This is a genomic window from Mesorhizobium sp. EU05-FHT14A09 (assembly GCF_058790995.1).
Genome location: NZ_JBYTDF010000002.1, coordinates 663,344 through 687,852 on the forward strand (window position 1 = coordinate 663,344; position 24,509 = coordinate 687,852).

The 24,509-nt window shown below is 61.3% G+C and carries 24 protein-coding genes, 2 tRNA genes and 1 riboswitch; of the genes, 8 read left to right on the forward strand and 18 right to left on the reverse strand.

Annotation, left to right across the window (positions count from 1 at the left end; genetic code table 11):
* Positions 1-20 precede the first annotated feature (20 nt).
* Together AC3WTO_RS10590 and cobD are read right to left on the reverse strand one after the other, a co-directional pair.
* Complete coding sequence (locus tag AC3WTO_RS10590) at positions 21-527, reverse strand: tyrosine phosphatase family protein (protein ID WP_492460660.1); 507 nt, start codon at positions 525-527, stop codon at positions 21-23.
* Positions 524-1,579 (reverse strand): threonine-phosphate decarboxylase CobD, encoded by a 1,056-nt coding sequence (gene cobD / locus AC3WTO_RS10595; RefSeq protein ID WP_492460661.1) that lies wholly within the window; start codon positions 1,577-1,579, stop codon positions 524-526. The genes AC3WTO_RS10590 and cobD overlap by 4 nt, the downstream gene beginning before the upstream one ends.
* On the opposite strand from cobD, the gene cbiB reads away from it, so the two are divergent.
* On the forward strand, positions 1,578-2,546 hold the full coding sequence (cbiB, locus tag AC3WTO_RS10600; RefSeq protein WP_492460663.1) for an adenosylcobinamide-phosphate synthase CbiB: 969 nt from the start codon (positions 1,578-1,580) through the stop codon (positions 2,544-2,546). The two genes, cobD and cbiB, sit on opposite strands and share 2 nt — an antisense overlap.
* 690 nt (positions 2,547-3,236) lie before the next feature.
* Here cbiB and cobO read toward each other — a convergent pair.
* The 6 genes from cobO to AC3WTO_RS10630 form a co-directional block, all read right to left on the reverse strand.
* A complete protein-coding gene (gene cobO / locus AC3WTO_RS10605; protein WP_492460664.1) occupies positions 3,237-3,845 on the reverse strand; it encodes a cob(I)yrinic acid a,c-diamide adenosyltransferase in 609 nt (202 codons plus the stop codon).
* Position 3,846: 1 nt separating this feature from the next.
* Positions 3,847-4,356: a bifunctional adenosylcobinamide kinase/adenosylcobinamide-phosphate guanylyltransferase gene (gene cobU / locus AC3WTO_RS10610; RefSeq protein WP_492460665.1), complete on the reverse strand. Its 510-nt coding sequence runs from the start codon at positions 4,354-4,356 to the stop codon at positions 3,847-3,849.
* Positions 4,349-5,125, reverse strand: coding sequence for a CbtA family protein (locus AC3WTO_RS10615; RefSeq protein ID WP_492460666.1), 777 nt, complete (start codon positions 5,123-5,125; stop codon positions 4,349-4,351). Before AC3WTO_RS10615 ends, cobU begins: the two co-directional genes overlap by 8 nt.
* A gap of 17 nt (positions 5,126-5,142) precedes the next feature.
* Entirely contained in the window at positions 5,143-5,322 is a 180-nt protein-coding gene (locus tag AC3WTO_RS10620; RefSeq protein WP_129414525.1) for a CbtB domain-containing protein, read from the reverse strand.
* A gap of 34 nt (positions 5,323-5,356) precedes the next feature.
* Positions 5,357-5,551: riboswitch (cobalamin riboswitch) on the reverse strand.
* Between the two features lie 79 nt (positions 5,552-5,630).
* Positions 5,631-6,830: an MFS transporter gene (locus tag AC3WTO_RS10625; protein WP_492460667.1), complete on the reverse strand. Its 1,200-nt coding sequence runs from the start codon at positions 6,828-6,830 to the stop codon at positions 5,631-5,633.
* A gap of 159 nt (positions 6,831-6,989) precedes the next feature.
* Positions 6,990-8,225: an MFS transporter gene (locus tag AC3WTO_RS10630; protein ID WP_492460668.1), complete on the reverse strand. Its 1,236-nt coding sequence runs from the start codon at positions 8,223-8,225 to the stop codon at positions 6,990-6,992.
* Positions 8,226-8,548: 323 nt separating this feature from the next.
* On the opposite strand from AC3WTO_RS10630, the gene AC3WTO_RS10635 reads away from it, so the two are divergent.
* Together AC3WTO_RS10635 and AC3WTO_RS10640 are read left to right on the forward strand one after the other, a co-directional pair.
* A complete protein-coding gene (locus AC3WTO_RS10635) occupies positions 8,549-9,541 on the forward strand; it encodes an acetyltransferase domain-containing protein (protein WP_492460669.1) in 993 nt (330 codons plus the stop codon).
* Positions 9,538-10,008, forward strand: coding sequence for a methyltransferase family protein (locus tag AC3WTO_RS10640; RefSeq protein ID WP_492460670.1), 471 nt, complete (start codon positions 9,538-9,540; stop codon positions 10,006-10,008). The genes AC3WTO_RS10635 and AC3WTO_RS10640 overlap by 4 nt, the downstream gene beginning before the upstream one ends.
* Before the next feature lie 111 nt (positions 10,009-10,119).
* Here AC3WTO_RS10640 and AC3WTO_RS10645 read toward each other — a convergent pair whose 3' ends face one another.
* Genes AC3WTO_RS10645 through AC3WTO_RS10655 form a run of 3 tightly spaced genes read right to left on the reverse strand, consistent with a single transcriptional unit; the run spans position 10,120 to position 13,144 of the window.
* Positions 10,120-11,433: a homoserine dehydrogenase gene (locus tag AC3WTO_RS10645; RefSeq protein WP_492460671.1), complete on the reverse strand. Its 1,314-nt coding sequence runs from the start codon at positions 11,431-11,433 to the stop codon at positions 10,120-10,122.
* Positions 11,434-11,480: 47 nt separating this feature from the next.
* On the reverse strand, positions 11,481-12,698 hold the full coding sequence (locus tag AC3WTO_RS10650; protein ID WP_492460672.1) for an LL-diaminopimelate aminotransferase: 1,218 nt from the start codon (positions 12,696-12,698) through the stop codon (positions 11,481-11,483).
* Positions 12,699-12,739: 41 nt separating this feature from the next.
* Complete coding sequence (locus AC3WTO_RS10655) at positions 12,740-13,144, reverse strand: hypothetical protein (RefSeq protein ID WP_492460673.1); 405 nt, start codon at positions 13,142-13,144, stop codon at positions 12,740-12,742.
* A gap of 125 nt (positions 13,145-13,269) precedes the next feature.
* Here AC3WTO_RS10655 and phaC point away from each other — a divergent pair, with 125 nt between their 5' ends.
* Positions 13,270-15,102 (forward strand): class I poly(R)-hydroxyalkanoic acid synthase, encoded by a 1,833-nt coding sequence (gene phaC, locus AC3WTO_RS10660; protein ID WP_492460674.1) that lies wholly within the window; start codon positions 13,270-13,272, stop codon positions 15,100-15,102.
* A 213-nt stretch (positions 15,103-15,315) separates the two neighbouring features.
* Positions 15,316-16,605: a YcbK family protein gene (locus AC3WTO_RS10665; RefSeq protein WP_492460675.1), complete on the forward strand. Its 1,290-nt coding sequence runs from the start codon at positions 15,316-15,318 to the stop codon at positions 16,603-16,605.
* Between the two features lie 27 nt (positions 16,606-16,632).
* Here AC3WTO_RS10665 and AC3WTO_RS10670 read toward each other — a convergent pair whose 3' ends face one another.
* Both AC3WTO_RS10670 and AC3WTO_RS10675 read right to left on the reverse strand, forming a co-directional pair.
* Positions 16,633-17,043 carry a hypothetical protein gene (locus AC3WTO_RS10670; RefSeq protein ID WP_492460676.1) on the reverse strand — a complete coding sequence of 137 codons (411 nt, stop codon included), beginning with the start codon at positions 17,041-17,043 and terminating at the stop codon, positions 16,633-16,635.
* Positions 17,044-17,085: 42 nt separating this feature from the next.
* Positions 17,086-17,610 carry a GNAT family N-acetyltransferase gene (locus AC3WTO_RS10675; RefSeq protein ID WP_492460678.1) on the reverse strand — a complete coding sequence of 175 codons (525 nt, stop codon included), beginning with the start codon at positions 17,608-17,610 and terminating at the stop codon, positions 17,086-17,088.
* A 534-nt stretch (positions 17,611-18,144) separates the two neighbouring features.
* On the opposite strand from AC3WTO_RS10675, the gene AC3WTO_RS10680 reads away from it, so the two are divergent.
* Positions 18,145-18,219, forward strand: a tRNA-Glu gene (locus AC3WTO_RS10680).
* A gap of 608 nt (positions 18,220-18,827) precedes the next feature.
* On the opposite strand, the gene AC3WTO_RS10685 is transcribed toward AC3WTO_RS10680, so the two are convergent.
* The 3 genes from AC3WTO_RS10685 to mgtE all read right to left on the reverse strand — a co-directional run bounded on the left by AC3WTO_RS10685 (position 18,828) and on the right by mgtE (position 22,075).
* Positions 18,828-19,925, reverse strand: coding sequence for a helix-turn-helix transcriptional regulator (locus tag AC3WTO_RS10685; RefSeq protein ID WP_492460679.1), 1,098 nt, complete (start codon positions 19,923-19,925; stop codon positions 18,828-18,830).
* A gap of 119 nt (positions 19,926-20,044) precedes the next feature.
* Positions 20,045-20,431: a MerR family transcriptional regulator gene (locus AC3WTO_RS10690; protein ID WP_492460681.1), complete on the reverse strand. Its 387-nt coding sequence runs from the start codon at positions 20,429-20,431 to the stop codon at positions 20,045-20,047.
* Positions 20,432-20,671: 240 nt separating this feature from the next.
* Complete coding sequence (gene mgtE, locus AC3WTO_RS10695; RefSeq protein WP_492460682.1) at positions 20,672-22,075, reverse strand: magnesium transporter; 1,404 nt, start codon at positions 22,073-22,075, stop codon at positions 20,672-20,674.
* 236 nt (positions 22,076-22,311) lie between these two features.
* On the opposite strand from mgtE, the gene AC3WTO_RS10700 reads away from it, so the two are divergent.
* Positions 22,312-22,396 (forward strand) — tRNA-Leu (locus AC3WTO_RS10700).
* A gap of 219 nt (positions 22,397-22,615) precedes the next feature.
* Here the strand turns inward: AC3WTO_RS10700 and AC3WTO_RS10705 are convergent.
* Together AC3WTO_RS10705 and AC3WTO_RS10710 are read right to left on the reverse strand one after the other, a co-directional pair.
* Positions 22,616-22,906, reverse strand: coding sequence for a hypothetical protein (locus AC3WTO_RS10705; protein WP_492460683.1), 291 nt, complete (start codon positions 22,904-22,906; stop codon positions 22,616-22,618).
* 208 nt (positions 22,907-23,114) lie between these two features.
* Complete coding sequence (locus AC3WTO_RS10710; RefSeq protein WP_492460684.1) at positions 23,115-23,453, reverse strand: hypothetical protein; 339 nt, start codon at positions 23,451-23,453, stop codon at positions 23,115-23,117.
* 270 nt (positions 23,454-23,723) lie between these two features.
* Here AC3WTO_RS10710 and lipB point away from each other — a divergent pair, with 270 nt between their 5' ends.
* Positions 23,724-24,467 carry a lipoyl(octanoyl) transferase LipB gene (gene lipB / locus AC3WTO_RS10715; RefSeq protein ID WP_492460864.1) on the forward strand — a complete coding sequence of 248 codons (744 nt, stop codon included), beginning with the start codon at positions 23,724-23,726 and terminating at the stop codon, positions 24,465-24,467.
* Positions 24,468-24,509 lie beyond the last annotated feature (42 nt).

A 24,509-nucleotide genomic window follows, 5' to 3' on the forward strand; every position in this document is an offset into this window, starting at 1 on the left:
CTCTTGATGGAAAGCGTCCCTTACTCGATCTCAAGCTCGAACGGCACGCCTTCATAAGCCTCGGCCCCACGGCCGATCGAAGCAATGGCCGCGACCATCCGACCCTCGCGGCCGAGGATGTTGTCGGCCACGGCGACGAGGCGCGGGTTGGGCGTCGCCGAAGGCGAGAGCCAGCGCAATGTCCGGGCCAGTTCCATCTCGTCACGCTTTGGGGCGAGAGCGGCCGCGATGATGTAGGCCGAAGCTGTCGAGCGGCTGATGCCGGCGTAGCAGTTGATTACCAGCGGCCGCGCCCGATTCCAGTTCTGCGCGAAACCAAGCAGCGCGCGCACATGCTCTTCGCCGGGCAGTGTCATACCTTCCTGCGCCTCAGCGATGTCGTGCATGACCAGATGCAGGTGATTTTCAGGCAGGATTGCCGACGGACGCACCATATCCGTGCCAGCCGCCAACAGCGATAACAGCCGCTCAGCGCCTACACGGTTAACGGTAACTTCTACCTTGGAAAGCGGGCAGACGATGATCATGCGCGTATCCTGTGTTGCAAGCCGTCCCCCTTTGAGGCCCAACGGCCAAGCGCTGCATCCAGCCGTTGCCATTCATCTTCCGAACCTGGCAATCCGGAACGCAGTGTATGCGGTCGCTCCGCGAAATGGCGTAGCAGGATGCCCGCTTGGCCCAGCGTCTTGAACAGCGCCGGCGCATCGCCGAAATCGAGATAACGGAACAACGTCGTTCCGCCGGCGACCGGCACGCCATGGCGTAAGAACAACGCGTCTAGTCGGGCAGCGTCATCGTTCAATTGCCGCCGCATCTGCTCCTGCCACACGACGTCGCCAAGCGCGCGGATGCCGTATTCCAGTGTCGGGCCGGCAACAGCCCAGGGACCAAGTTGACTGTCCAGTCGTGCAGCCGTTGCCTGGTCCGTCAGAGCGAACCCGAGCCGCACACCGGCCAGTCCGAAAAACTTGCCGAAGGAGCGTAGAACCACCAATCCGCCTCGCCCTGTATCTGTGGCAAGACTTGCTTCACGCGGGCCGACATCCATGAAGGCCTCATCGACCACGAGCAGGCCACCCTTGGTTTTCATGGCATCGGCGAGCTTGAGCAAACGTTCGCGCGAAACAACACGACCGTCCGGGTTGTTGGGGTTGACCACAATAGCGAGGTCCGCCTCGGCCAGCGCGTCAAAATCCGAGGTCTTGGCAACGGCATGGCCAGCGATCGTGGCCGCCCGTGCGTGCTCGGCATAAGTCGGCGACAGCACCAGCGCGCGGCCTGCTTTCAACAGCGCAGCAACGCGCGGCAGCAGGATCTGCGTGCCAGGGCCTGCAACGATATGCGCAGCGGATGGCGCGCCATAAGCCGCCGCGGCAACCACCAGCAATTCGGACAGCCGCGCCGCCTCGGGCAACCGGGTAAAGGCGGTGGCGGGCGGATTGAAAAGCGGATAGGAGTGCGGATTGATCCCGGTCGAGAGATCGACGAACGGCTCCGGTGCGTCAGGAAACAGCGCCCGCGCCCGGCCAAGGCTTCCGCCGTGATCAACTGCCGCAATTGCCTCGCCTGGAAGCTGCATGTCCGCCCTGACCGCCTTTCTGTCGCTGCTGATCGAAGCTCGGCTCGGCTATCCGGACCAGCTGTTTCGCGCCATCGGCCATCCGGTGACGTGGATTGGCGCCCTGATATCCTGTCTCGATCGTAGGCTCAACAGCGCCGCCGACGGCGACGCGGCGCGTCGCATGGCCGGCCTGTTCGCGCTCCTGGTCCTCATTGTCGTGCCGGCGACGATCGCTCGGATCGCCGAATCTGCCCTGCTTGCCCTGCCATTCGGCATTGTCGCCGTCGCGCTGCTGGCAAGCTCGCTGCTGTCACAGAAAAGCCTCGCCAGCCATGTCGAAGCGGTCGCCGATGCGCTCGACAGCGGCGGTCTCGTTGCCGGACGAAGAGCGGTCTCGATGATCGTTGGCCGAGATCCGGAAAAGCTCGACGAAGCTGCAGTTGGGCGGGCCGCCATCGAGAGCCTTGCCGAGAATTTTTCCGATGGCATCGTTGCTCCCGCCTTCTGGCTTGGCGTCGGCGGCCTAGCTGGCGGCGTTGCCTACAAGGCCGCCAACACCGCTGATTCCATGATCGGTCACCGCACCGAGCGGCATGAGGCTTTCGGCTGGGCAGCGGCACGCTTCGACGATCTCATCAACCTACCCGCCTCGCGCCTGACCGGTTTGCTGATCGTCGCCGCCGCGTTTTTCATCAAGGGCGCTGACCCGGCCGGAGCATGGCGCGCCATGCGCCGCGACGCTCGCCATCACCGTTCGCCCAATGCCGGCTGGCCGGAAGCCGCGATGGCCGGCGCCCTCGGCCTGGCGCTGGCCGGTCCGCGCTCCTACGGCGGTGTTCTGGTGGAAGGCCGTCATATGGGAGAAGGCGGCCGCACCGCCGTCACCAGCGCTGACATCCGCCAGGCGCTCAGGCTTTACTGGACCGCCGACATGCTGCTCATCGCGCTGTTTGGCGTCATCGCGTCGATGATGATGGCTATGTGACCAGATGTGGCCGATTCCGATCCATGAAGGCAGTAAATTCTCGGACGAATAGTATGTAATTTAGGGGAAGACACGCATTGGATGCGAGGGAAGTGCTGAAGAAGCTAATAAATCAAGAGCCGTCGCTCCTGAACACAGTTCCGCGTGATCATGGCATCTATGCGCTACGCGATCATATCGGAAACATCCGATACATTGGTATCACGAAGGGCGATAAGAACGGCTTCTACGGACGCATCTACAGTCGACACGTAACCGGATCGGAGGGCCGGAGCCACAAATTTTCCCACGCATACAATACAGGACGCATGTGGCGAGAGAAGCGTGACGCCGGCTCCGATGCCGTAATTGCAAAGCAACTACGGACCGCTTTTGTCAGGCGCTATTGCCGCGCAACGTATGTATCGGTCCCCCCTATACTTTGGACCAAGCTCTCTCAATTGGAACTTGCGGTTCAGGCAATTGCTCCTAGTGAGATGCTCGCGTGGGGAAACAAGCGCATCTTTGATCCACTACCGGAACCGAAGGAACTTGTAGATATCCTGATTAGTGACCTAGGCCTTACGTCTGGGCAACGTGCGGCCTTAGCGAGACAAGCGGCGCTATCGCGAAAGACGGGAGCCCATCAGTTTTCGTAGTGATGGATTGAATGTGTGATCCCTACGATGTCAATGTAGGGGTCTCTCGGCATTAGAACTCGATGCCCTGCTGCGCTTTCACGCCGGCTGAAAAATGGTGCTTGGTCGCCCCCATCTCGGTAACGAGATCGGCAGCTTCGATCAGTGCTGGCTTGGCGTTGCGCCCGGTGACGACGACATGAAGGTCCTCGCGCCGCCCCTTCAGTGCAGCCACGACACGATCGACATCCAGATAGTCGTAGCGCAGCGCGATGTTGAGTTCGTCCAGCACCAGCAGGCTGATGGAGGGATCCGCCATCAATTCCTCCACCTTCACCCAGGCAGCCTGCGCCGCGGCAACATCCCGCTTCAGATCCTGCGTTTCCCAGGTGAAGCCCTCACCCATCGAATGCCATACCAATTGATCGCCGAAGGCCTTGAAAGCGTCCTTTTCGCCGGTGTGCCATTTGCCCTTGATGAACTGAACGACGCCGACCCGCCGGCCATAGCCCAGCATGCGCAGGGCCAGCCCGAAGGCTGCCGTGGTCTTGCCCTTGCCGGGGCCGGTATTGACGATCAGCAGGCCCTTCTCGATCGTCTTTTGCGCTACTTCGGCATCCTGCACCGCCTTGCGCTTGGCCATTTTGGCCCGGTGACGCTCGGCTTCCTTGTCCTCGATCATGTCATTTAACCTTGAGCGGCAGGCCCGCAACAGTCAGCACCACCTCGTTGGCGACCGCTGCGACCTGCTGGTTGAGACGACCGCCCGCGTCACGGAAGCGGCGCGCCAGCGCGTTGTCCGGCACGATGCCAAGGCCGACCTCGTTGGACACCACAAACCACGGGCCGCGTGGTTTCGAAAGCATGGCAGCCAGGCTCGCGCACTCAGCCTCGACGTCATGCTCAGCCAGCATGTGGTTGGTAAGCCATAGCGTAAGGCAATCGAGCAGCACCGGACGCCCGGCAGGCAGGCGCTCCAGGGTTCCGACAAGGTCGAGCGGCGCGTCGAGCGTTTCCCAACCTTCGCCCCGACGAGCGCGATGATGGGCGATGCGTTCGCGCATTTCATCGTCGTAAGCCTGAGCGGTCGCGATATAGGTCCACGGCGCCGGCAGCGCGGTAATCAGCGTTTCGGCATGCGCGCTCTTGCCGGAGCGCGCACCGCCGATAATGAAGGTCAGGCGATCAGGCAAAGCTGTCGCGAAGGCTCGAAGCCTGCCCGGTGAAACGACCGCGCACAACGCCCACGACCGCCCCCAGCACGACCCAGAACACCAGATTGGTCAGCGTCACTGCGACCACGAACTGGTGATGCAGGCCTTCCGGAATCGGCGTGTCGTAGCTTGCCGGCTGCGGCGCGCCGACGATGTGCGGCGCGACGATCAGCGCGATGGCGAGCACTGTGAGCGGCAGTGACCGGCGGAAAGCGATCAGCGCAAGGCCGATGGCCGTAGCGACGACCGTGGAAATCCACCAGATCTGCCTGGGGATCAGATCGGCCGCTGGCATTGCAGGCAGTTCAGGCGGCAATCCAAGGCCGGGCGCCAATGTGAAGACCGCAAAACCGGCAAGCCCCCAGAACACGCCCTGGCGCCAATTGCCGATGCCGCCTGCAAATTCCGAGAAGGCGACGAGGATCAGCGCGAAACCGATGCCGGTGACGACATTGGAAAGCACATTGAACGAGAACCGCTCGACACCGTCGGCAGGTGCCCAGCCTTCCACTTCCTCAGCCGGAGCGGCGGCCGGAGCCGGCGCAGCGGAACTCATCGCGCTGGTGCCGGCATCGGCAGCGGGTGCGGCAGGTGCGGCCGCATGTTCGTGGCCGCCGGCGGCCTGTTCATAAACTTCCGCCTTCAGGATCAGCGGTACGGTTGCGTAAGCCTGCAGGCAGGCGAGGACGATGCCGGCCAACAGGCCCGCGATCGCCGCGACGAACACGACGTTGCGAAAAACAGACATGGTGGGTTCCCCCCTGGTTAGTGGCAGGGGAATGCCATCGAGTGGCGTGCGTCGTGAGCGGCGTTGTGCACGGCCTCGATGTGGGAGAAGCCGGTGAAGCCGATAACGAAGATGCCGAGCAGGCCGGCCATTGCCAGTTGCAGAAAGCGCGACTGCGATGAGGTCGAGGCGCCGAGGGAAACGGAAGCAGTATTCATTGTCTGTCCTTTCGCCCTCCACCCGAGGGCATTGCCGTCATTGCTGTCGCCGGCAGGTCTCCTGGCTTGCGGATCAGCGCCCTTCTCCACCTTCCCGAGGCGAACCTCAGTGGCATTGGAGAGGACTACCGCTCACAGTTGCGGGGGCAGCCACGGCTTCGGATGGTTTTCCCCCCTCCCCACCGTATTCCCTCTTGGTCCCGAAGGGACCGACGACGGTGGAGACTATAGGAAGAATCGCAGCGCCCGGCAAACCAAATTCCGCCATTGCCAGACGCATCAGCGTCATTGGCGCCCGGCTGTCGTCCCTACATCGATTTCGGCAGATACCGCCAGGTAACAACGGCACAGGCAGCTGCAAGGCAGCCAAGCGTGGCAAAAACCGAGCCCAGGCCGAAAAAGGCCAGCACAAGCGAGTAGACCAGGGGTGGGGTCAGCTCCGAGAAATCGAGATAGGTGCGGTAGACGGCTGCCATTTGCGGCCGCTCATAGGCGCGCACCGAGCGCATGAAGGCGGTGGAGCCGATGGCGTCGAGTGCGATGGTGAACAGGGCGCCGACCAAGAGCAGGCCGGCGGTGGCAAGCGGAATCAGTTCGCCGATGGCGCCGGCAAGCCACAGTGACACCGCCATCCCGACAAAGGCGAGCGTCATCACGTTGCGCGCGCCGTAACGCCTGCCTGCCCTGCCCCAGAAAATGGCTGAGAACAGGAGGGCGTTGCCGGCCGAAACCAGCAAGCCGCCGGCGAGTTCACCCTGGTCGGTGATGACCATGAACAGCGGACCGTAGACGAAGAACGTCGTCCAGTAGCAGGAACGGCCGAAGGCGATAAGCCAGGCGAGCCGCAATCTCGGCTGCCTGACGAAGCGTCCGATATTGGCAAACGGATTGATGGGACGGCTCTTTCCCGGCACGATCATCGGATTGTCGCCGAGACGGTAGTACCAGAACAAAGCGAGCAGGCAGAGCGCGAACACAGCCACCGCTCCGTGCGCAGCATAAATGCCATAGCGCGTGTACAGGAAGATGCCGAGCGTCGGGCCGCTGGTCCAGGCGATCATCGACCACGCCATGCGCAGCGACTCTGCCTGCATGAGGTCTGTCTTGCGGATATGATCCATGATGTAGAGGTTGAGCGTGATCGACAACGCGCTGGCACCCATCACGCGGCAGAGCATGCCGATGATCTGGCCCGGCAGCGAATGGGTGACGAAGAACAGCGATCCGATCGCAAGCAACAACGCGCCGGCCGTATAAACCCATCTGCGTGCAAAACGATGGATTAGCATCGGCATGAACAACGTGACCGAGAGGCCGAGCAGCGAGACGATCGTATAGAGGATCGAGACCGTCTGCTCGTTCTTCAGGATCTCATAGGCCTGGATCGGGATAACCGAAGCGACCGTGGCACGCGCGGCAGATTCGATGGCGTAGAGCGAAGCAAAGGTACGCGCATCCGCCGGCGGGACGGCCGGTAGCCAGATCGGATGGCGGACATGCGTGGACATGAATTCCCAGGATTCGCGACTTGCAGACGAAATTTGCGTCGCCGAGAGCCGGATCGGTAGCAGGAAACCGACGCGCTCGGGCCGGAATGCGAAGCCGGCCAACGAGTTTGCAAGGCTGGTACAACGACAGTGCCTTTGTCGCCCTTGAAACGATCGCCATCAGTCCCTTCGGCGAGATTGCGGATCGACAACAGCCACAAGGATCGCCGCAATCAAACCATTGCCCGCTGCGACCAACAGAATGCTCAAAAGGGTATGAATCGTTGCCGTCTCGGCAAGAAACCATCCGGCAACCGTAACAATCAACGCTCCGCCGCTGATTGACATGGCCGCAGCCAGCCCTGCGGCGGTGCCTGCCGTGCCATCGCGTACAGCCATCGCACCCATATTGGCAGCGGGTAGGGTCAAGCCGTTGCCGATGCCGATGAACATGCAAGGACCAAAGAACGCCAGCGGATGCGCCATACCCATGACAGAGAGGACCAGGCCGAATGCAAGCCCGACACAGGTCAGCAGGCGAGCGATGACGAGCAACGTGGCACGAGGCACTCTCGCCCCGTAGCGGCCGCTCAAAAAACTGCCGCAGATAAAGCCGGCAGGGACCATTCCCATGAAAAGGCCGAGCATTGCGCTCGATCCGCCCACCACCAGAGGTGCACCGGCCAGGAAGATGTAAAGTATCCCGGATGACCAGGCCATTGCGGCCGTATATGCCCAGAACCTGATGGATCTCAGCAGTTGCGCATATGAGCCAAGAAACGGCCGGGCTTTTCCGACCGGAGAGGCTGTCTCCCTCAGCTCCCGTTTCGACAGAAACAAGATAGTCGCGCCGAAGGCCGCGAGAACCAGGAAGATCGTCCGCCACCCGAAGAATTCATCCAATGTCCCTCCAAAGGTGGGACCGAGCATCGGCGCCAAGGCCCAAGCCATTGCGGCATAACCCATCCTGCTCGTCCCCTCGCGCTCGCTCGATGTTTCCTTGATTGCGACAAGTGCCACCGAGAAACAGGCGGCGACGGAGGCTTGCATCGCGCGAAATACGAGGAACACCAGAATGTTGGGGGCAACCGCACAACCTATCGAAGCAAGAATGAAGATCGAGAGCGAAACAAGCGCAACGGGCCTGCGGCCATACCGGTCCGACATACCGCCGGCGACCAGCCCCACCAGCGCGGTCACGATCGCATAGCCCGCGACGGCAAGGCTGATGAGTTTGACGTCGACTTGAAACTCGCTCGCGATTTTGGGCAACGACGGCGCAATGACGTTGACGGGCAGCACAGACAGCGCTGACAGCAGAACAAGGATGACAAACCTGGACTGCGAGGCGTCATCTGCCGCGCCTGTCTTTGCGCAGGCCGTTGCCGAGTGGCGAGGGTGACGATCTCTCGTCATGATCACATCCTTGGTTTTTGGAACTCGGCAGATCGGACTGACCGACCGGACCCTAAGGCAATAAAAAAGGCCCCTTCAGGAGCCTGTTTGCCGCGCATGGGTGCTTTCGCCGGATGGTTACACCATCCTGCCCATGCGCCTTCCTACCATGATGGCGATCATTTCGACCTTCATGCGCTCATTGCTAGATGGTCATTGCAATCCGGTCAATGTTGCAGCGGTGAACCGTTGGCCTCGAAGACGAGCGGCCGCCTTGCCGCCCATTCTCGCCCCGGAGGTATCCATGCTAGGCATTGCACAGTCGTAATTCCGAATCCTGCCGCATGAGCCTTGAACAGCAAAACTCCTCCTCCCGGCGCATTGCGCTGATCGATGTCCTGCGCGGTGTCGCGCTTCTGGCGATGGCCAGCTACCACTTCACCTGGGACCTCGAATTCTTCGGTTATGCGAGCCCGGGGCTGACCGCGCATGGACCCTGGAAGCTCTATGCGCGCTGCATCGCATCCAGCTTCCTTTTCCTGGTCGGCGTCTCGCTGGTGCTCGCGCATGGCGAACGCATCCGCTGGCCGGGCTTCTGGAAACGCTTCGCCATGGTGGCGGTGGCTGCGGCTGCGATCTCGCTGGTCACCTATTTTGCCACACGGGAGAGCTTCATCTTCTTCGGCATTCTGCACCAGATCGCGCTGGCCAGCCTGCTCGGCCTTCTGTTTCTGCGCCTGCCTGCCCTGCTGACATTGATCGTTGCCGCACTGGTGATCGCGGCTCCGTTCTATCTGCGCTCGCCTGCTTTCGATCATCCGGCACTGCTATGGGTCGGTCTCTCCTCCATCGACCCGCGTTCGAACGACTACGTGCCGCTGTTTCCCTGGTTCGGAGCGGTGCTGATTGGCATTGGGCTGGCCAAGTTGGCCAAGGCAACCGGGTTCTTCCAGCGGCTGGCAAACGTCTCACTCGGCCAGACGCTTGATCGGCCCCTCGGCTTCATCGGCCGCCATAGCCTGGCTTTCTACCTCATCCACCAACCGGTGCTTATCGGCTGTGTCTGGCTGTTCGCACAGGTGTGGCCTGCTCCGGAGCAGGATCCGAAGATCAGCTTCCCGAAAGCCTGTCAGGCCGCATGCCAGGACGCCGGCCGCGACGCCGCCTTCTGTGTGCGCTATTGTGGTTGCATGCTCACAGCGTCCGAGAAGGACGGACTGCTGGCCGGAATCATGAAAGGCGACCAATCGGCTTCGGCCAGGGCGCGCGTCAACGATCTCGCCAGCACCTGCACGGTCCAGACAGAGGACGCCATGAGCCCAGGGGACCCGCAATGACCGAACCCGCACGCCTGCCTTTTCCGCTGCCGCCCATCATCTTCCTGGTCGCGCTGGTCGTGGGGGTGGGTCTGGGTATTCTCTATCCCCTGCCCTGGTTCGGCGATGTCCTCGGCGACATCCTGTTCGGCTTTGGCTGGCTGGCTGCGCTGGGCGCGGTCGCTTTATGGTTCGCCGCCATCCGCATGATGTTCAGGGCAAAGACACCATTGAATCCAGCCGCAACCCCGAGCCACCTGTTGACCGGTGGTCCCTTCGGGCTCAGCCGCAACCCGATCTATCTGTCGCTGGCGACATTGGTCGTCGGCATCGGTCTGATCACCGGCAATGTCTGGCTGATCCCGCTTGCTTTCGTCGCGGGGCTTGTAACCAGCAAGCTGGTGATCCAGCGTGAAGAAAAGACCCTCGCCGGCAAATTCGGCAAGAAATATCATGATTACGCCAAGCGCGTGCGCCGCTGGATTTGAAGCTGGAGCGTTTCCGTCTTTCACGGAAACGCGGAAACACTCTAAGTTTTGTTTTCGCTGCATTTTTGTAGCCAAGTGGCTCCACCTGGCTACAAAACGCTCTAGGGGCGTTTAGCCGGCGCGCTCGATGCGGATCACTTGCGCCTTGTCGGTCAGGTGGCCGTCCTTGGTGATCGCCTCCACAGCCTTGCGTACCGCGGCTTCCGTGGTTTCATGCGTGACCAGGATGACGGTCTTCTTGTCGATGGCCTCCGGCCCGACGGCGTGCTGAACGATCGATTCCAACGAAATGTCGTTGTCTGCCATGCGCTTGGCCACCGATGCGAACACGCCAACGCGATCATGCACGGTGAGACGAATGAAGTAGCCACCGGCATGGCTGCGCATCTGCGCTTTCTTGTAGGGCTTCAACTCCTTGGCGGGACGGCCGAACACCGGCCCGTGCTGGAATCCGGGCTGGCTCTTGGCGATGTCGGCGATGTCGCCAACGACGGCAGAGGCCGTCGCGTTGCCGCCCGCACCAGGCCCGGACAGCAGCAATTCGCCAAGGATGTCGGTCTCGATCGCCACGGCATTGGTGACACCATGCACCTGCGCGATCACCGAAGCGGTCGGCACCATGGTCGGATGCACGCGCTGCTCGATACCGCTTTCGGTACGCTGCGCCACGCCGAGCAGCTTGATGCGATAGCCGAGCTCTGCGGCAGCGCGAATGTCGGCTTGCGTGATGTTTGAAATACCTTCCAGGTAGATATCGTCGGCAGCGATCTTGTGGCCGAAGGCCAGGCTGGTCAGGATGGCAAGCTTATGGGCCGTATCATTGCCTTCAATGTCGAAGGTCGGGTCAGCCTCGGCGTAACCAAGGCGCTGCGCGTCCTTCAGGCACGCCTCGAAGGACAGGCCTTCGGCCTCCATCCGGGTCAGAATGTAGTTGCAGGTGCCGTTGAGGATGCCGAAGACGCGATTGACGGAATTGCCGGCCATCGCCTCGCGCATGGTCTTGATGACCGGAATACCTCCGGCCACCGCCGCCTCGTAGTTCAGCAGCACGCCTTTCTTCTCGGCGATTTCAGCCAGCGCCACACCGTGCTTGGCGAGAAGCGCCTTGTTGGCGGTCACCACATGGCGACCGGCTTCAAGCGCAGCCTTGACGCTTTCACGCGCCGGCCCCTCGTCGCCGCCGATCAGCTCGATGAAGACATCGATTTCGTTCGAACGGGCAAGATCGATCGGATTGTCGAACCAGGACACCTTGGAGAGGTCGACGCCGCGGTCCTTGTCACGGTTGCGCGCGGAGACAGCGGTGACCGTAATGGTACGACCACACTGGCGGGTGAGTTCCGCGGCCTTTTCGGTGAGCACGCGCACCACCGAGGCACCGACGGTGCCGAGGCCGGCAATTCCAACACGCAAGGATTCAGCCATGATGGACGGCCCCTCTTTCTCGGTCTTTCAGGATTGTCTGAGGCAGTTCAGCGATGCGCCGCCAGGGGCACCACATTGTTGGGCTGCTTGGCGGTGGTCGTCAGGAACTTCTTGATGTTTCGGGCCGCCTGCCGGATGCGGTGCTCGTTCTCGACCAGCGCCAGGCGTACATAATCGTCGCCATGCTCGCCAAAGCCGATACCAGGCGCCACCGCCACATCCGCGTGCTCGATCAACAGCTTTGAATACTCGAGTGAGCCGAGATGCTTGAACTGCTCGGGGATCGGCGCCCAGGCGAACATCGTCGCCGCCGGCGCCGGGATGTCCCAGCCTGCGCGGCTGAAAGCATCGACCATCACATCACGGCGCTTGTGATAGATATCGCGCACTTCCTCTATGTCGGAACCGTCACCGTTGAGAGCCGCGGTCGCCGCCACCTGGATCGGCGTGAAGGCACCGTAGTCGAGATAGGATTTCACACGCGTCAGCGCCGCGATGAGGCGCTCGTTGCCGACGGCGAAGCCCATGCGCCAACCGGGCATGGAGAACGTCTTCGACATGGAAGTGAATTCGACGGTGACATCGATCGCGCCCGGTACCTGCAGCACCGAGGGGGGCGGGTTGCCGTCGAAATAGATCTCCGAATAGGCGAGATCCGACAGGATGATGATGTCGTTCTTCTTCGCGAAAGCCACGACGTCCTTATAGAAGTCGAGTGTGGCGACATACGCCGTCGGGTTCGACGGATAGTTGAGGATCAGCGCCAGCGGCTTCGGAATGGAATGGCGCACGCCACGTTCCAGCGCCGGAATGAAGCCGTCATTCGGTTCGGCTTGCAACGAGCGGATAACACCGCCCGACATGATGAAGCCGAAGGCGTGGATCGGATAGGTCGGATCCGGACACAAGACCACATCGCCGGGCGCGGTGATGGCCTGCGCCATGTTGGCGAAGCCCTCCTTGGAGCCCAGTGTCGCTACCACCTGGGTGTCGGGATTGAGCTTCACGCCGAAACGGCGGCCGTAATAATTGGCCTGGGCGCGGCGCAGGCCGGGTATGCCGCGCGACGACGAATAGCGATGTGTGCGCGGATCGCGCACCACTTCGCACAGCTTGTCGACGATGGCCTTCGGAGTTGGAAGATCGGGATTGCCCATGCCGAGATCGATGATGTCGGCGCCGCGTGACCGCGCACTGGCCTTCAGGCGATTGACCTGTTCGAAGACGTAAGGCGGAAGACGGCGGACTTTGTGAAACTCTTCCATGTTCGTTCCGATCGAGAGGCGCTTGGCGGCGCGCTATAGCCTTATTTGCAATTCGGGTCGAGAGCGGGGTCACACTTGGCCCCGATCTGCTTCAGCGCATCCTTGGCGTGGCTGGCCTTGAGCTTGTCGAGCTCGGCGGCATCGGCCACGGCGGCCGGATCACCCGGATGCGCCTGCACATTGGACTTGGCGGCCGCCAGTTGCGCCAGCTTGGCGTTCTTCTCGTCTTCGGTGAATTGCGTCGCCGCGTTCTGGGGCTTGATGTTCAGATTGGGGAATGAGCCGGTATCCTTCGGCCCGGTCACCGAACCGCCGGACTGCACGGCCGTGGACGGCCCGCTGCTCTGGCTCGCACAACCGGCAAGCGCCAGGCCGCCCGCAACGACAAGTGCCAGCGACCACCGCTGGGAGGCGACAACCGGAAGCTGACCAAAACGAATTGTCATACTACTTTCCCGCAATGGCCATTAAAGCTCACTTTCCCATTATGGGAGAGCAAAAGCATCTTGGCTCCTATTCGACCTTGCATGATACTATGTCAAGAAATGGCTAGGGAGGAACCGCGCAAACCATGGCCGACAGACCCGATGCAGGCAAGACGGACGCCCATGAACCGCCACCCGTCGACCAGTATCTGGTAAAGGACCCCGAGCGGTTCGCGCTCAATCTCGCGCGCGTCATTGAACAGGCAGGCAAAGCCGCCTCGGCCTGGGCGGAACCGCGCGAACGTGGTGAGGTTCGTGACAGCGTCGCCGAGCCGATGGCCGACATGGTCAAGACCTTCTCCAAGCTCACCGAGTATTGGCTTGCCGACCCCAAGCGGGCCCTCGAGGCACAGACGAGGCTGTTCGCGGGTTATATGAATGTCTGGGCCAGCGCCATCCATCGCATCGGAGGCGTCGAAGACGAAGCCACGAACATCAAGCCCGAACGAGGCGACAAGCGCTTCCAGGACCCGGAATGGGGCAAGAACGCCTTCTTCGACTTCCTCAAGCAGGCCTATCTGGTCACCTCGCGCTGGGCGGCCGACCTGGTCGAACATGCCGAAGGGCTCGACGAACATACGCGTCACAAGGCCGGTTTCTACGTGAAGCAGGTGTCGAACGCGATTTCGCCGTCCAATTTCATCCTCACCAACCCAGAGCTGTTCCGCGAAACCGTTTCGTCGCATGGCGAGAACCTGGTGCGCGGCATGAAGATGTTTGCCGAGGACATTGCCGCCGGCAAGGGCGACCTGAAGCTGCGCCAGGCCGACTATTCGAAATTCGAGATCGGCCGCAACATCGCGGTCACACCGGGCAAGGTGGTCGGTCGTTCCGACGTGGCCGAGATCATCCAGTACAGCCCGGCGACCGATACTGTTTTGAAGCGGCCACTGCTGATCTGCCCGCCATGGATCAACAAGTTCTATATCCTCGACCTCAATCCGGAAAAGTCGTTCATCCGCTGGGCGGTCGAACAGGGTCACACTGTCTTCGTCATTTCCTGGATCAATCCGGACGAACGTCACGGCACCAAGAACTGGGAAGCCTATATCCGCGAAGGGCTGCAATATGGCCTCGACGTCGTCGAGCAGGCGACCGGCGAGCGCAGCGTCAACGCCATTGGCTATTGCGTCGGCGGTACACTGCTCGCTGCAGCGCTTGCCCTCTTGGCACAGGAAGGCGACGACCGCGTCAAATCGGTCACCTTCTTCACCACCCAGGTCGACTTCACCTACGCCGGCGACCTCAAGGTGTTCGTCGACGAGGAACAGATTGCCGCGCTCGAAATCGCCATGCGTGGCAAAGGTTTCCTCGATGGCACGAAGATGGCGACCGCTTTCAACATGCTTCGCTCGGGCGACCTGATCTGGCCGTATGTCGTCAACAACTACATGCGGGGCAAGGAGCCGCTTCCCTTCGATCTGCTCTACTGGAATGCCGATTCCACACGCATGGCGGCGGCCAACCACTCTTTCTATCTGCGCAACTGCTACCTGGAGAACAACCTTTCGCGCGGCCAGATGGAACTGGCCGGGCGCACGGTATCGCTCTCCGACATCACAATTCCTGTCTACAATCTGGCTTCCAAGGAAGATCACATCGCGCCGGCGCGTTCGGTCTTCCTCGGCTGCCAATATTTCGGCGGTGATGTCGACTATGTAATGGCGGGTTCCGGCCACATCGCCGGCGTGGTCAATCCACCCTCCCTCGGCAAATACCAGCATTGGACCGGCGGCAGGCCGGTTGGACGATTCGAGGACTGGATCGCTGCCGCCACCGAGAACCCGGGTTCCTGGTGGCCGCACTGGCAACGCTGGATCGAAGCCAAGGAGGCAGCACGCGTGCCTGCCCGGATACCTGGCAAGACCATGGAAACGCTGGGCGACGCCCCCGGCGACTACGTTAAGGTGCGAGTGTAACAATCTGTAATATGCGGTGAGTTGACCTGTTCGCCAAAGCGGGCGAAATGGTCACGTCAATCATCATTTTGACGCAAATCACGCAGGCTCGCACGATTTCAGAAGGAAGCTTGCGGATTTGTCACAGGTCTCGTTTCCGATTGCGGAAACTCGATCATTCGGCGGCGTCACGGCGCCTGAGATGACGGTTCGGATCGGCTAGCGAGGGGGAATTTGGATTTGAGGGCAAACAGCTCGCGCTTCGCGAAGGGAGAACGCCGCGCCGTCGTGGCGGCGTTGTGCGCGTTGCTGCTGGCTTCCTGCACCTCGACCGGCGCGCCCGATCTCGGCGTTGCCAATCAGAATTATGCGGCCTCACCGGCCGGTACAAACCCAACCGCGCCCGCTGCGCCCAACACGGCCGATCCGGCCCTCGCAGCGACGACACCGCAAACGCTGATGACTGCCGAGGGCGACACTGCCCTGCCTGAGCAGATCGCGTATCTGCCGACGGCAAAGCCCGGCACGCCCGCCTTCCCTTTGACAGCGCCGGCCGATGCGCAAGAGATCGCAGGCACCACACCGCAGCAACTGGTCGCGCCCGGGCAGACGGCTCAGGAGACGGCGACTGCCGCTCAACAGGTTGCATCCGGAACCACCATCGTACTGCCGCAGCAAGGCATCGCGACAAGCCAGCGCGCGGTTGATCAGGCAGCCCCGGCGACACAGGCTGCCAGCGCCGCAACGCCGGAGATGAACCACCCGGTCTACGTGACCGCGGGTGAAATGCCGGCGGCCCCTGCTAAACCCGAAAAGAAGGGCTTCCTCGCTTCGTTGTTCGGCTCGTCGCCGGCCAAGGCTGCCCCGGTTGCCGAGAAGCCGAAACCGATCGTGCCGACCGAGCAAGCCGAAGCCAAACAGGCGATCATCCCCGAAGACAAGCCGGCAAAGCCGATCATCACGCTGGCTTCGGTCGAGACCGGCCAGAAGCAGGCGATGCTCGCCTCAGCTGACAGTTCGTCCGCCTTCAACAATCTGCCCGGCGTGCGCAAGACAGCACTGTTCGAGATCACCCGCCGTTCCGGCACTTATGATGACAGCGACGTGGATCTGAACGAGGACGATGACGGCCCATACCAGGTTGCGTCCGCCGCCGGCATGGCGCGCCTCGCACCAAACGGCCTGCTGAAGCAGACCGAAAGCGTGGACGTCGCCTGCCTCAAGCCCTCGCTGGTGCGCGTGCTGAAGCAGATCGAAGGTCACTACCGCAAGAAACTGATCGTGACTTCCGGCTATCGCGATCAGGCACGCAACGTGCGTGCGCGCGGCGCCAAGAACTCGCTGCATATGTATTGCGCGGCTGCTGACATCCAGATCGCCGGCGTCAGCAAGTGGGACCTAGCGACCTATGTGCGCTCGCTGCCCGGGCGCGGTGGCGTTGGCACCTACTGCCACACCGAATCCGTGCACGTCGACGTTGGCCCCGAGCGCGACTGGAACTGGCGCTGCCGCCGCCGCGGCTAGGCCGGCTTGGAGCGTGTCCCGTCGCGCTTAGAAGAAATCCTTGAGAAACGCCGCGGCACTCTCCGAGAGGCCAACGATCTTGTTCGTGGCCTGCCGGTAGAATTTGAAATTGAGCTCGGTTCCGGGCCGCCCGTCCTGCCAGTCGGTCATATGCCTGAGTTCGTTACGGCCAAGTGGCCGGCTGGCGAGCGCGGTACGCCTGACGGTTAAGCTGACGCGTGGTGTCTGCCGTTCGATATCCGGCTGCCTGGGAACCGCTTCCACCGAAACGACGATGCCACGCGCGACGAGGCCTTCCCCTCCCTCGTTCTCGCTTGCGAACAAAAAGATAGTGTCACCGGCTGCGATGGCCTTTCCGCCATACATCGTCTTTTGCGCGCCGAACACAAAGTGCTCCGCCTGCGGATCGGCGATTTCGGCCTTGATCGCGAACGCCATGTCATCCTCTCCAGCCGGAGAGAATAACACGCCCGCCACAAATCACTCTACTGAGCAGTCGGGAGAGATCACCTGCCATTTTCCGAACAGCGTCAAGCCTGCGGCCTTGGCCAGTGCGATGGAACCCGTATTGTCGGTCTGGCAGCGATATTGCGGATGGTAGCCCTGCTCATAAGCGTATCTGGCAAGCGCGCGCACTGCCTTGCGCGCATGCCCTCGCCCGCGAAAGTCCGCCAGCGTCAACACGCCGATATCCGCCAACGGCGCGCCATTCCCAACATAAGCAGCCCAGGGATACGCGCTGGCGGCGCTGACCAGGCGGTCCTGCTCGAAGGAACCGAACACCGCCCAATGGTCGAGTTCGACAAAGGCGTCGTCGAGATCCTGCGGCGAGGCCGCCGCCGCGAAGGCGGAGAAGAGAGCTTCGTCGCGTTGTGACAATTGCCGTACGGTCTCGGTGTTCTCCTGCATCAGTGCCGCCCGCTCCGATTCGCCGAAGTAGAAAAGATAGTCGGCACCGTGGAGGCTGATTCCCGCCCTGGCGAGCTTCTGCTGAAGCACTTGCACGGACAGGCTTTGCTTACGCTCAAGGCCAGCCGTAGTCGCCATCCTTGGCGACATTGCAGCCAGAACCTTGCCTGACGCCAATTCCAGAACCGTGACCCTTTCATCGTCCTCCAGGGCCGGATTCGTCGTCAGCAGAAACGCATCGTCCCTATGAAGGACATCGCCATTTGCGAAAGGAGCATTCCAAAAATCGATAATCGTCTGCGGAAACAATGACATAACTACACTCAACCGGTTGCTTCATCGATCTCCGCGCGCATCTTCGTGATGATGGCGGATAGGCGATCGTCTCAAAAAGATCGCGCGCCCTCGCTGCCTGCAACAAGGCGGCAACAATACGGCGCGAACGATGCCAGCGACCTGGCCTTGGCTGCACCAGGCCGATTTCCAACGACATCCCGGGCAGGTCGCAGCACAAGTAGCGAAGAATCCAGCCGGATCGGGCCCTCTTCGAAAAGGTTGGAAAAAAATGCAAAAACCCGATTTTGACGGGTTGCCCACCGCACGCAACGCCACTATAAGCCGGCCTTGGCTGCGCCCATCGTCTAGCGGTCAGGACACCGCCCTTTCACGGCGGTAACAGGGGTTCGATTCCCCTTGGGCGTACCAGTTTTTCCGAGCAGTTAGCGACCAGTCGCCGAACCACAGTATCCGTAGACGAGCGGATAAACTGTTTCGCGTGGCCGCTGCACAGAGCGAAAACGGCCCATGCTGCGCTGCAGTTCGGTCCCCGAGATTTCCAGCCTGAAGAGAACATCCTAGCCCTGCCCCGACCGCAAGCTTTGCACGGCTTTCTACCGGTACTTTCTGGTAACGCATCGGTGTTAGCCTGACACCGCTGAGTGATGTTGGGGAGTATCACTGTGAGTAATCTTGGACATGAAATCCGGGGGTACGGCTCTTCCCCCTCACCTTTCTACAAATTTGCTTTGATCGTGTTTTCGGCAGGAGCAGCGGTTACAGCAACCCTGGAGTGGCTGCTTCCCGCTCTGAGCTAGCGCGATCAAAACTGGTAGGGCCTAAAGCGCTCCAGGGCCGACGCATGCTGAGCGCGGAGGTCGGGAAAGCACCATCGGCAAACGAAGCGCCGATGACAGCTGGAGCGCAAGGCGTCGTTTCGAACGCGCAAACGACGCTGTAGCACTTTGATTTGGGGCATGACGGGTGGTGCACGCCGCACCCTTTCGAAAATCGATTTCGATTTTCGGGGTCATGCGCTAGCCGACAATGCCGAGATTTCCTGTCAGCACGATGAGGTCTGCCTGCCGGCTGGCGCCTGTCTTGGCAAAGATCGAGCGCAGATGTGCACGCGCCGTTTCGTAAGAAATCGATTTCTGCTCGGCAATCTGCCGCAACCGAAGGCCTTGCCTGAGCAGCACGGCAACTTCAGCCTCGGTGCGTGTCAGCCCGAAGGCCTGGCGCAAAAGCTGCGGCTCGGTCGCGCTGCGCCGTTCAGGATCCTCCAGCAGGCAGACACCGACGGACGGCGAGAAAAAGTCCGGCAGGTTACCGCCCAGCCGCTGGACGCGCATGGCCAACGGCCGTTTGCCCTCGCGTGCGATCAGGATCGGGCCATCAACGCCATCGGGCCGCAACCATGATTCGCTGAGCACGGAGCGCATGCGCTCGCGAATATGCCTTGTCTCTTCGGCGCGGCGCGAGCGCAGCTCACCTTTGCTGATCTGCAGTTCAGCCCCCAGCAACCGAGAGGCGGCGCCGTTCGCGCTCGTCACCTTGCCAAAGCGGTTGAAGAAGATGGCGGCCACATCCGCCATCTCGAAGGCATCCATCATGCCGGCAACCCGGTGCTGCATGGCGCTGCGCATCAGCGTTGACGCCATCGTGAGCCGATCGCGCATCGCACGCAGGACCGAGACCTCCTCGTCACTGAAGAAATCGTCGGTGAGTTTGCGATGCAGCGTCATGACCAGCATATCCTCAGGTCGCGAGAAGGCCACCATGCACGAGCGCCCGATGCCGTGCTTGGCGTGGAAGCGATAATAGGGATGGTAGTCGAAATCCTCACGCGACGTGTACTGCGGGTCGCAGGCTGTGCCGTGGCGCAGCAGGAAGGGCACGCCGCGCAATCGCCATTCCTTCGCGTACCAGCCGTTGTTGAAATAGTCCTCGAACGCGCCGGAAAGGCTCTCGGTCGATACGATCAGACTGGGTGCCCGCTCAGCCACCGGAATGATGTTGACGCCATGCGAGCCCGTCGCCTGGGCGATACCGTCGACCACCCCTTGCCATAGCGAAGGATCGAATGTCGCTTCAACGACCTTGTCGAGGGCACGATCGAGCCCTTTGACGTCCATATCCACTCTCGAGCCCCCCAGCTCGTACAATCGTCAAATCATGACAGACCCAGCGATAGGAGCGCAATTAAAAAGCGCGACAGTCAGGGGGTACCAAAGGATGAGCCGAATCAACGGCCTCAGGTGCTGACGCCCAGCTCCACCAGCCGTTCCACGCAAGACTCCTCGGCCTGATCCAGTTCAGCCAGGGTCTCTTCAAGGTCGCGACGCTTCTGGCGCAGGGAATCGCGCTTCTCCTCGATCCGCTTGATCATCAGCTTGAGCTGGCCGACCTCGCCGGGCGGCTCCTTGTACATCTGGATAATCTCGCGAATCTCGGCGATCGCGAAGCCCAGCCGCTTGCCGCGCATGATCTGGCGGATGAGATGGCGATCGGAGGGACGAAACAGGCGCGTACGACCGCGTCGCACCGGCGCGACCAACCCCTCGTCCTCGTAGAAACGCAACGTGCGCGTCGAGATGTCGAATTCACGCGTCAATTCGGTGATCGTGTAATATTCCCGCATCGTCACTCCGGGCGCAGAGGCTTCAAATACGCCGTTGTCCGTCGTGCCCCTTCCCGCATCGGATGACGCAAGAATCGAACGGCATGCGGGTTCAGGAGAAGCTTCGCACGGCATTTACGTAAAAGTCAATTGCAGGCAAAAAACCTCAATCGTTTCCGTAACTGACCGCACCGCCCACGCGTTTTCCAATCGCGCGTCGGCGGGCGCAGGCAAGCGACAATTCGCAGGCTCGCGACCCGTTCACCCCAGATGCAGCCACCAGCTGGCGAAACTCAGGAAAGCCAGGAAGCCGATCACATCGGTGATCATGGTTGTGAAAATCGACGACGAGATCGCGGGATCGGCACCGAGCTTGTCGAGACAAAGCGGAATCAGAATCCCGCCCAGAGAGGCGGCCAGCATGTTGACGATCATTGCAGCCGCAATGACGAGTCCGAGGTCTACATTCTGGAACCAGGTGCCAGCAACGAGTCCAAGCAGGGTCGCAATGATGGCGCCGTTGAGCAGCCCGACCAGCACCTCACGCCGGATGACACGGCCCGCATTGTAGATGTCGAGATCGCGCGTCGCGAGCGCCCTGACAGTCACCGTCATGGTTTGCGTGCCGGCGTTGCCGCCAAGCGAAGCAACGATCGGCATCAAGGCGGCCAACGCCACCATCTCCTCGATCGTGGCACCGAACATGCTGATGACGGATGCGGAGAGGAAAGCGGTACAGAGATTGACCAGCAGCCAAGGCACGCGCGAACGCGAGGTTGCCGCCACCGTATCGGACAATTCTTCGTCGCCGACGCCCCCCATGCGCAGAAGGTCTTCCTCGGCCTCCTGCTGGATGACGTCGACCACGTCGTCAATGGTCAGCACGCCGACCAGACGTTCGTTCTCATCGACGACGGCGGCAGACAGCAGGTCGTATTGCTCGAACTCGCGTGCCGCCTCTTCCTGGTCCATTGTCGCCGGAATGGCGTGGCGGGTCTCATGCATGATCTCCTCGACCTTCACCGCACGCTTGGCGCGCAGAACCTGGTCGAGCCCGACGGCGCCAAGAAGCTTGAAGGTCGCGTCGATGACGAAGATTTCGGAAAAGCGGTCCGGCAGATCCTTGTCTTCGCGCATGTAGTCGATTGTCTGACCGACCGTCCAGAACGGCGGCACGGCGACGAATTCGGTCTGCATGCGCCGGCCGGCGCTTTCTTCCGGATAATCGAGCGCGCGCCTCAGCCGGATGCGCTCGGTGAAAGGAAGCTGCGACAGGATCTCGTCCTGGTCCTCCTGGTCGAGATCCTCCAGGATGTAGACGGCGTCGTCCGAATCGAGCTCCTGAACCGCCTGCGCGATCTGCGCGTTGGGCAGGTTGTCGACGATATCGAGGCGGATCGCCTCGTCGACCTCGGTCAATGACGAAAAGTCGAAATCGGAGCCGAGCAGTTCGACCAGCGCCCGTCGCTGTTCGGGCAGCAAGGCTTCCAGCAGATCGCCCAGTTCCGACTGGTGCAGATCGCCCACTTCCCGCTTCAGTGCGAGGATGTCGCGGTCGGCAATGGCCGCACCAATATGGGCAACGAAAGGCGCACGGATGACGCCGTCCTCGCCGTATATTTCGGCGTGAACCGGCTCGGCCTCGTTGCGCTGTTCACCTTGCATGATTTCCCCGCGACCGGTTTGAAGGGAAAGGGTCAGTGCCGGTGTAGAACAAGACGCCGCCGGATTGAAGCCGTTTGAACGCCGGAAAAGTGTGCCAATCCAGGCTTCTGCGAGCGGCCAGGTCCGGTTGGCAAAAACTCTTTGCCGGAAGTGCGATTATTGCTCGAGATGGCCTTGTTTCACCGGAAACGATTTGCTACACGCCGCGGGCCGGTCCACTCCGGCTCCTACCACGTGCGGTCGTGGCGGAATTGGTAGACGCGCAGCGTTGAGGTCGCTGTGGGGCAACCCGTGGAAGTTCGAGTCTTCTCGACCGCACCATTCTCCCTCCGAGAACTCAGCATTTCTGAGCCTTCCAGCTGAAGGATGGTCCACATTGGGGCCATTCCTGGCCACATTTACTCCCTCCATGCCATCGGCGATGAGGGAGAGGTCGTCTGGACAAGGGCGATCGGCTGGTTGTTCCGTACGGAAGTGTTGCAGCCGACCGCGTCGCCGAGAGTCTTGCGGCGATAAGAACTCGAAGGCGATGGCCTGGATCTAGTTGGCGCCGCCGAGCTCCTTGGTCATTTTACAGAAATTGTCGTGCTCTTTGGCGATGACTTCATCACCGCAATCCTTTGTCATTCCGGCCCGCTCGTCATCGGTCAATGCCATCCAGGCCGCTTTGAAATCGGCATCGGACTTCAGCGTCTTCATGTCTTTGTCGGAATAGAACGGCGCCATCTTCTCGGGATTATCAAATGCCGAGGTTCCCTTGTCGCCGGCGGCCAGGCTAGCTCCGGTCATCATCGTCAGCGCCAACGCGCTCGCACAAAGCAGTTTAGTCATGTTCTTCCTCCTGGTTTTGAGATCGCTGAGTAGCGATCTCCTGAACCAACGAAGGGTTTCTGCTATCGTTCCGGAAAGCTGAAGCGGCCTCGCTGAAGCGGGCGGCCCGATAAGAAATGCTGATGCAGGTGCATCACGGCCCTCTTCAGAGCCTTCACGCGAAACCAAAAGCCGGTGCATCCCGGCTCGGTTGGTGCCGCTCGCCCGCTCAACTGCCTCTGTATGGTCGCGTGAATGGTTTCCCATTGAACGTATGGGTGCAGCAGGAACACGTTGGTTCCATCTGCTCGACGGACAATGTCGAATCGACGATCGCAAGGCGATTGTTCTCGTCTACATACAAGCCGCTGTAATATGAGTTCTCACCCAACACCACGAAGGGGCGCTTCTCCATCTCGTTGCGCGCCACCAGCCAGAAGATGGGCTCCTCGCTGTCAAGCCGTGAGACGGCTTCGCGATGCACGTCAGTCCAAGTCTTGCCGACGCGCGCGAGAAGAAAGCGAAACAAGGGCGTGTAGTCTCGCCCTCGGCGCTTTCCTGCATGCATCGAGCCTCGACTGTCCATGTTGCCATCGCGTTGGCGTGACCATCAATATTCGCCACCAAAGTTGTGACGCACATTGCGCGCTCGCGTATTGACGCTTCGAAATAGCGGTTCTTTGTCGGACGTATTGTGTCGGTTCATTCTGTTATCTGACCATATCGAATAGCCGGTTTCCATTCGTAACGAAGTTCGCGACGTCGGCTGGGACAATCGCCGGAACTGGACGCCGGCCCGGATTGACGCCATATGAAGACCAGCCTTTCCGTGAGCGCCATGACCGAACGCAGCCAGATAGCCACGACGTTCCTGCCCTTTGCCGGCTCTGCGCCAGTGGAGTGGCGCATTGAACCGGGTCTGGTCGATTATGCGCACGCGCTCGCCGTCATGGAGACGCGCGCCGAAGCGATTCGCGCAGGCACGGCGGGAGAGATGGTCTGGCTGGTCGAACATCCGCCGCTCTACACCGCCGGCACCAGCGCGCAGCCGAGCGATCTGATCGACCCGGGTCGTTTTCCGGTGTTCAAGGCGGGCCGTGGCGGCGAATACACCTATCATGGCCCAGGCCAGCGGGTTGCCTATGTGATGCTGGACCTCAAGCGGCGACGCGAGGACGTGCGCGCCTTCGTAGCAGCGCTTGAACAATGGATCATCGCGACCCTCGCCGCCTTCAACGTGAAGGGAGAGCGGCGTGAGGATCGCGTCGGTGTTTGGGTGGTGCGGCCAGACAGACCGGTCTCGCTGGACGGCAGTCCGGCGGAAGACAAGATCGCGGCGATCGGCATCCGCCTGCGCAAATGGGTCTCATTCCACGGCATCGCCATCAACGTCGAACCTGACCTGTCGCATTTTGGCGGCATCGTTCCCTGCGGCGTCACCGACCATGGCGTCACCTCGCTGGTCGATCTCGGCTTGCCCGTGACGATGGCTGATCTCGACCTTGCCCTGAAAGCCGGTTTCGAAACCGTATTCGGGCCCGCCGAGAGGCCCAGTGTCGAGTTGCGACGCAAGGCAGGCTGAAGGCTGGGCAACGTCAGGGCGACACGTCAGTGGTCTCCGTAC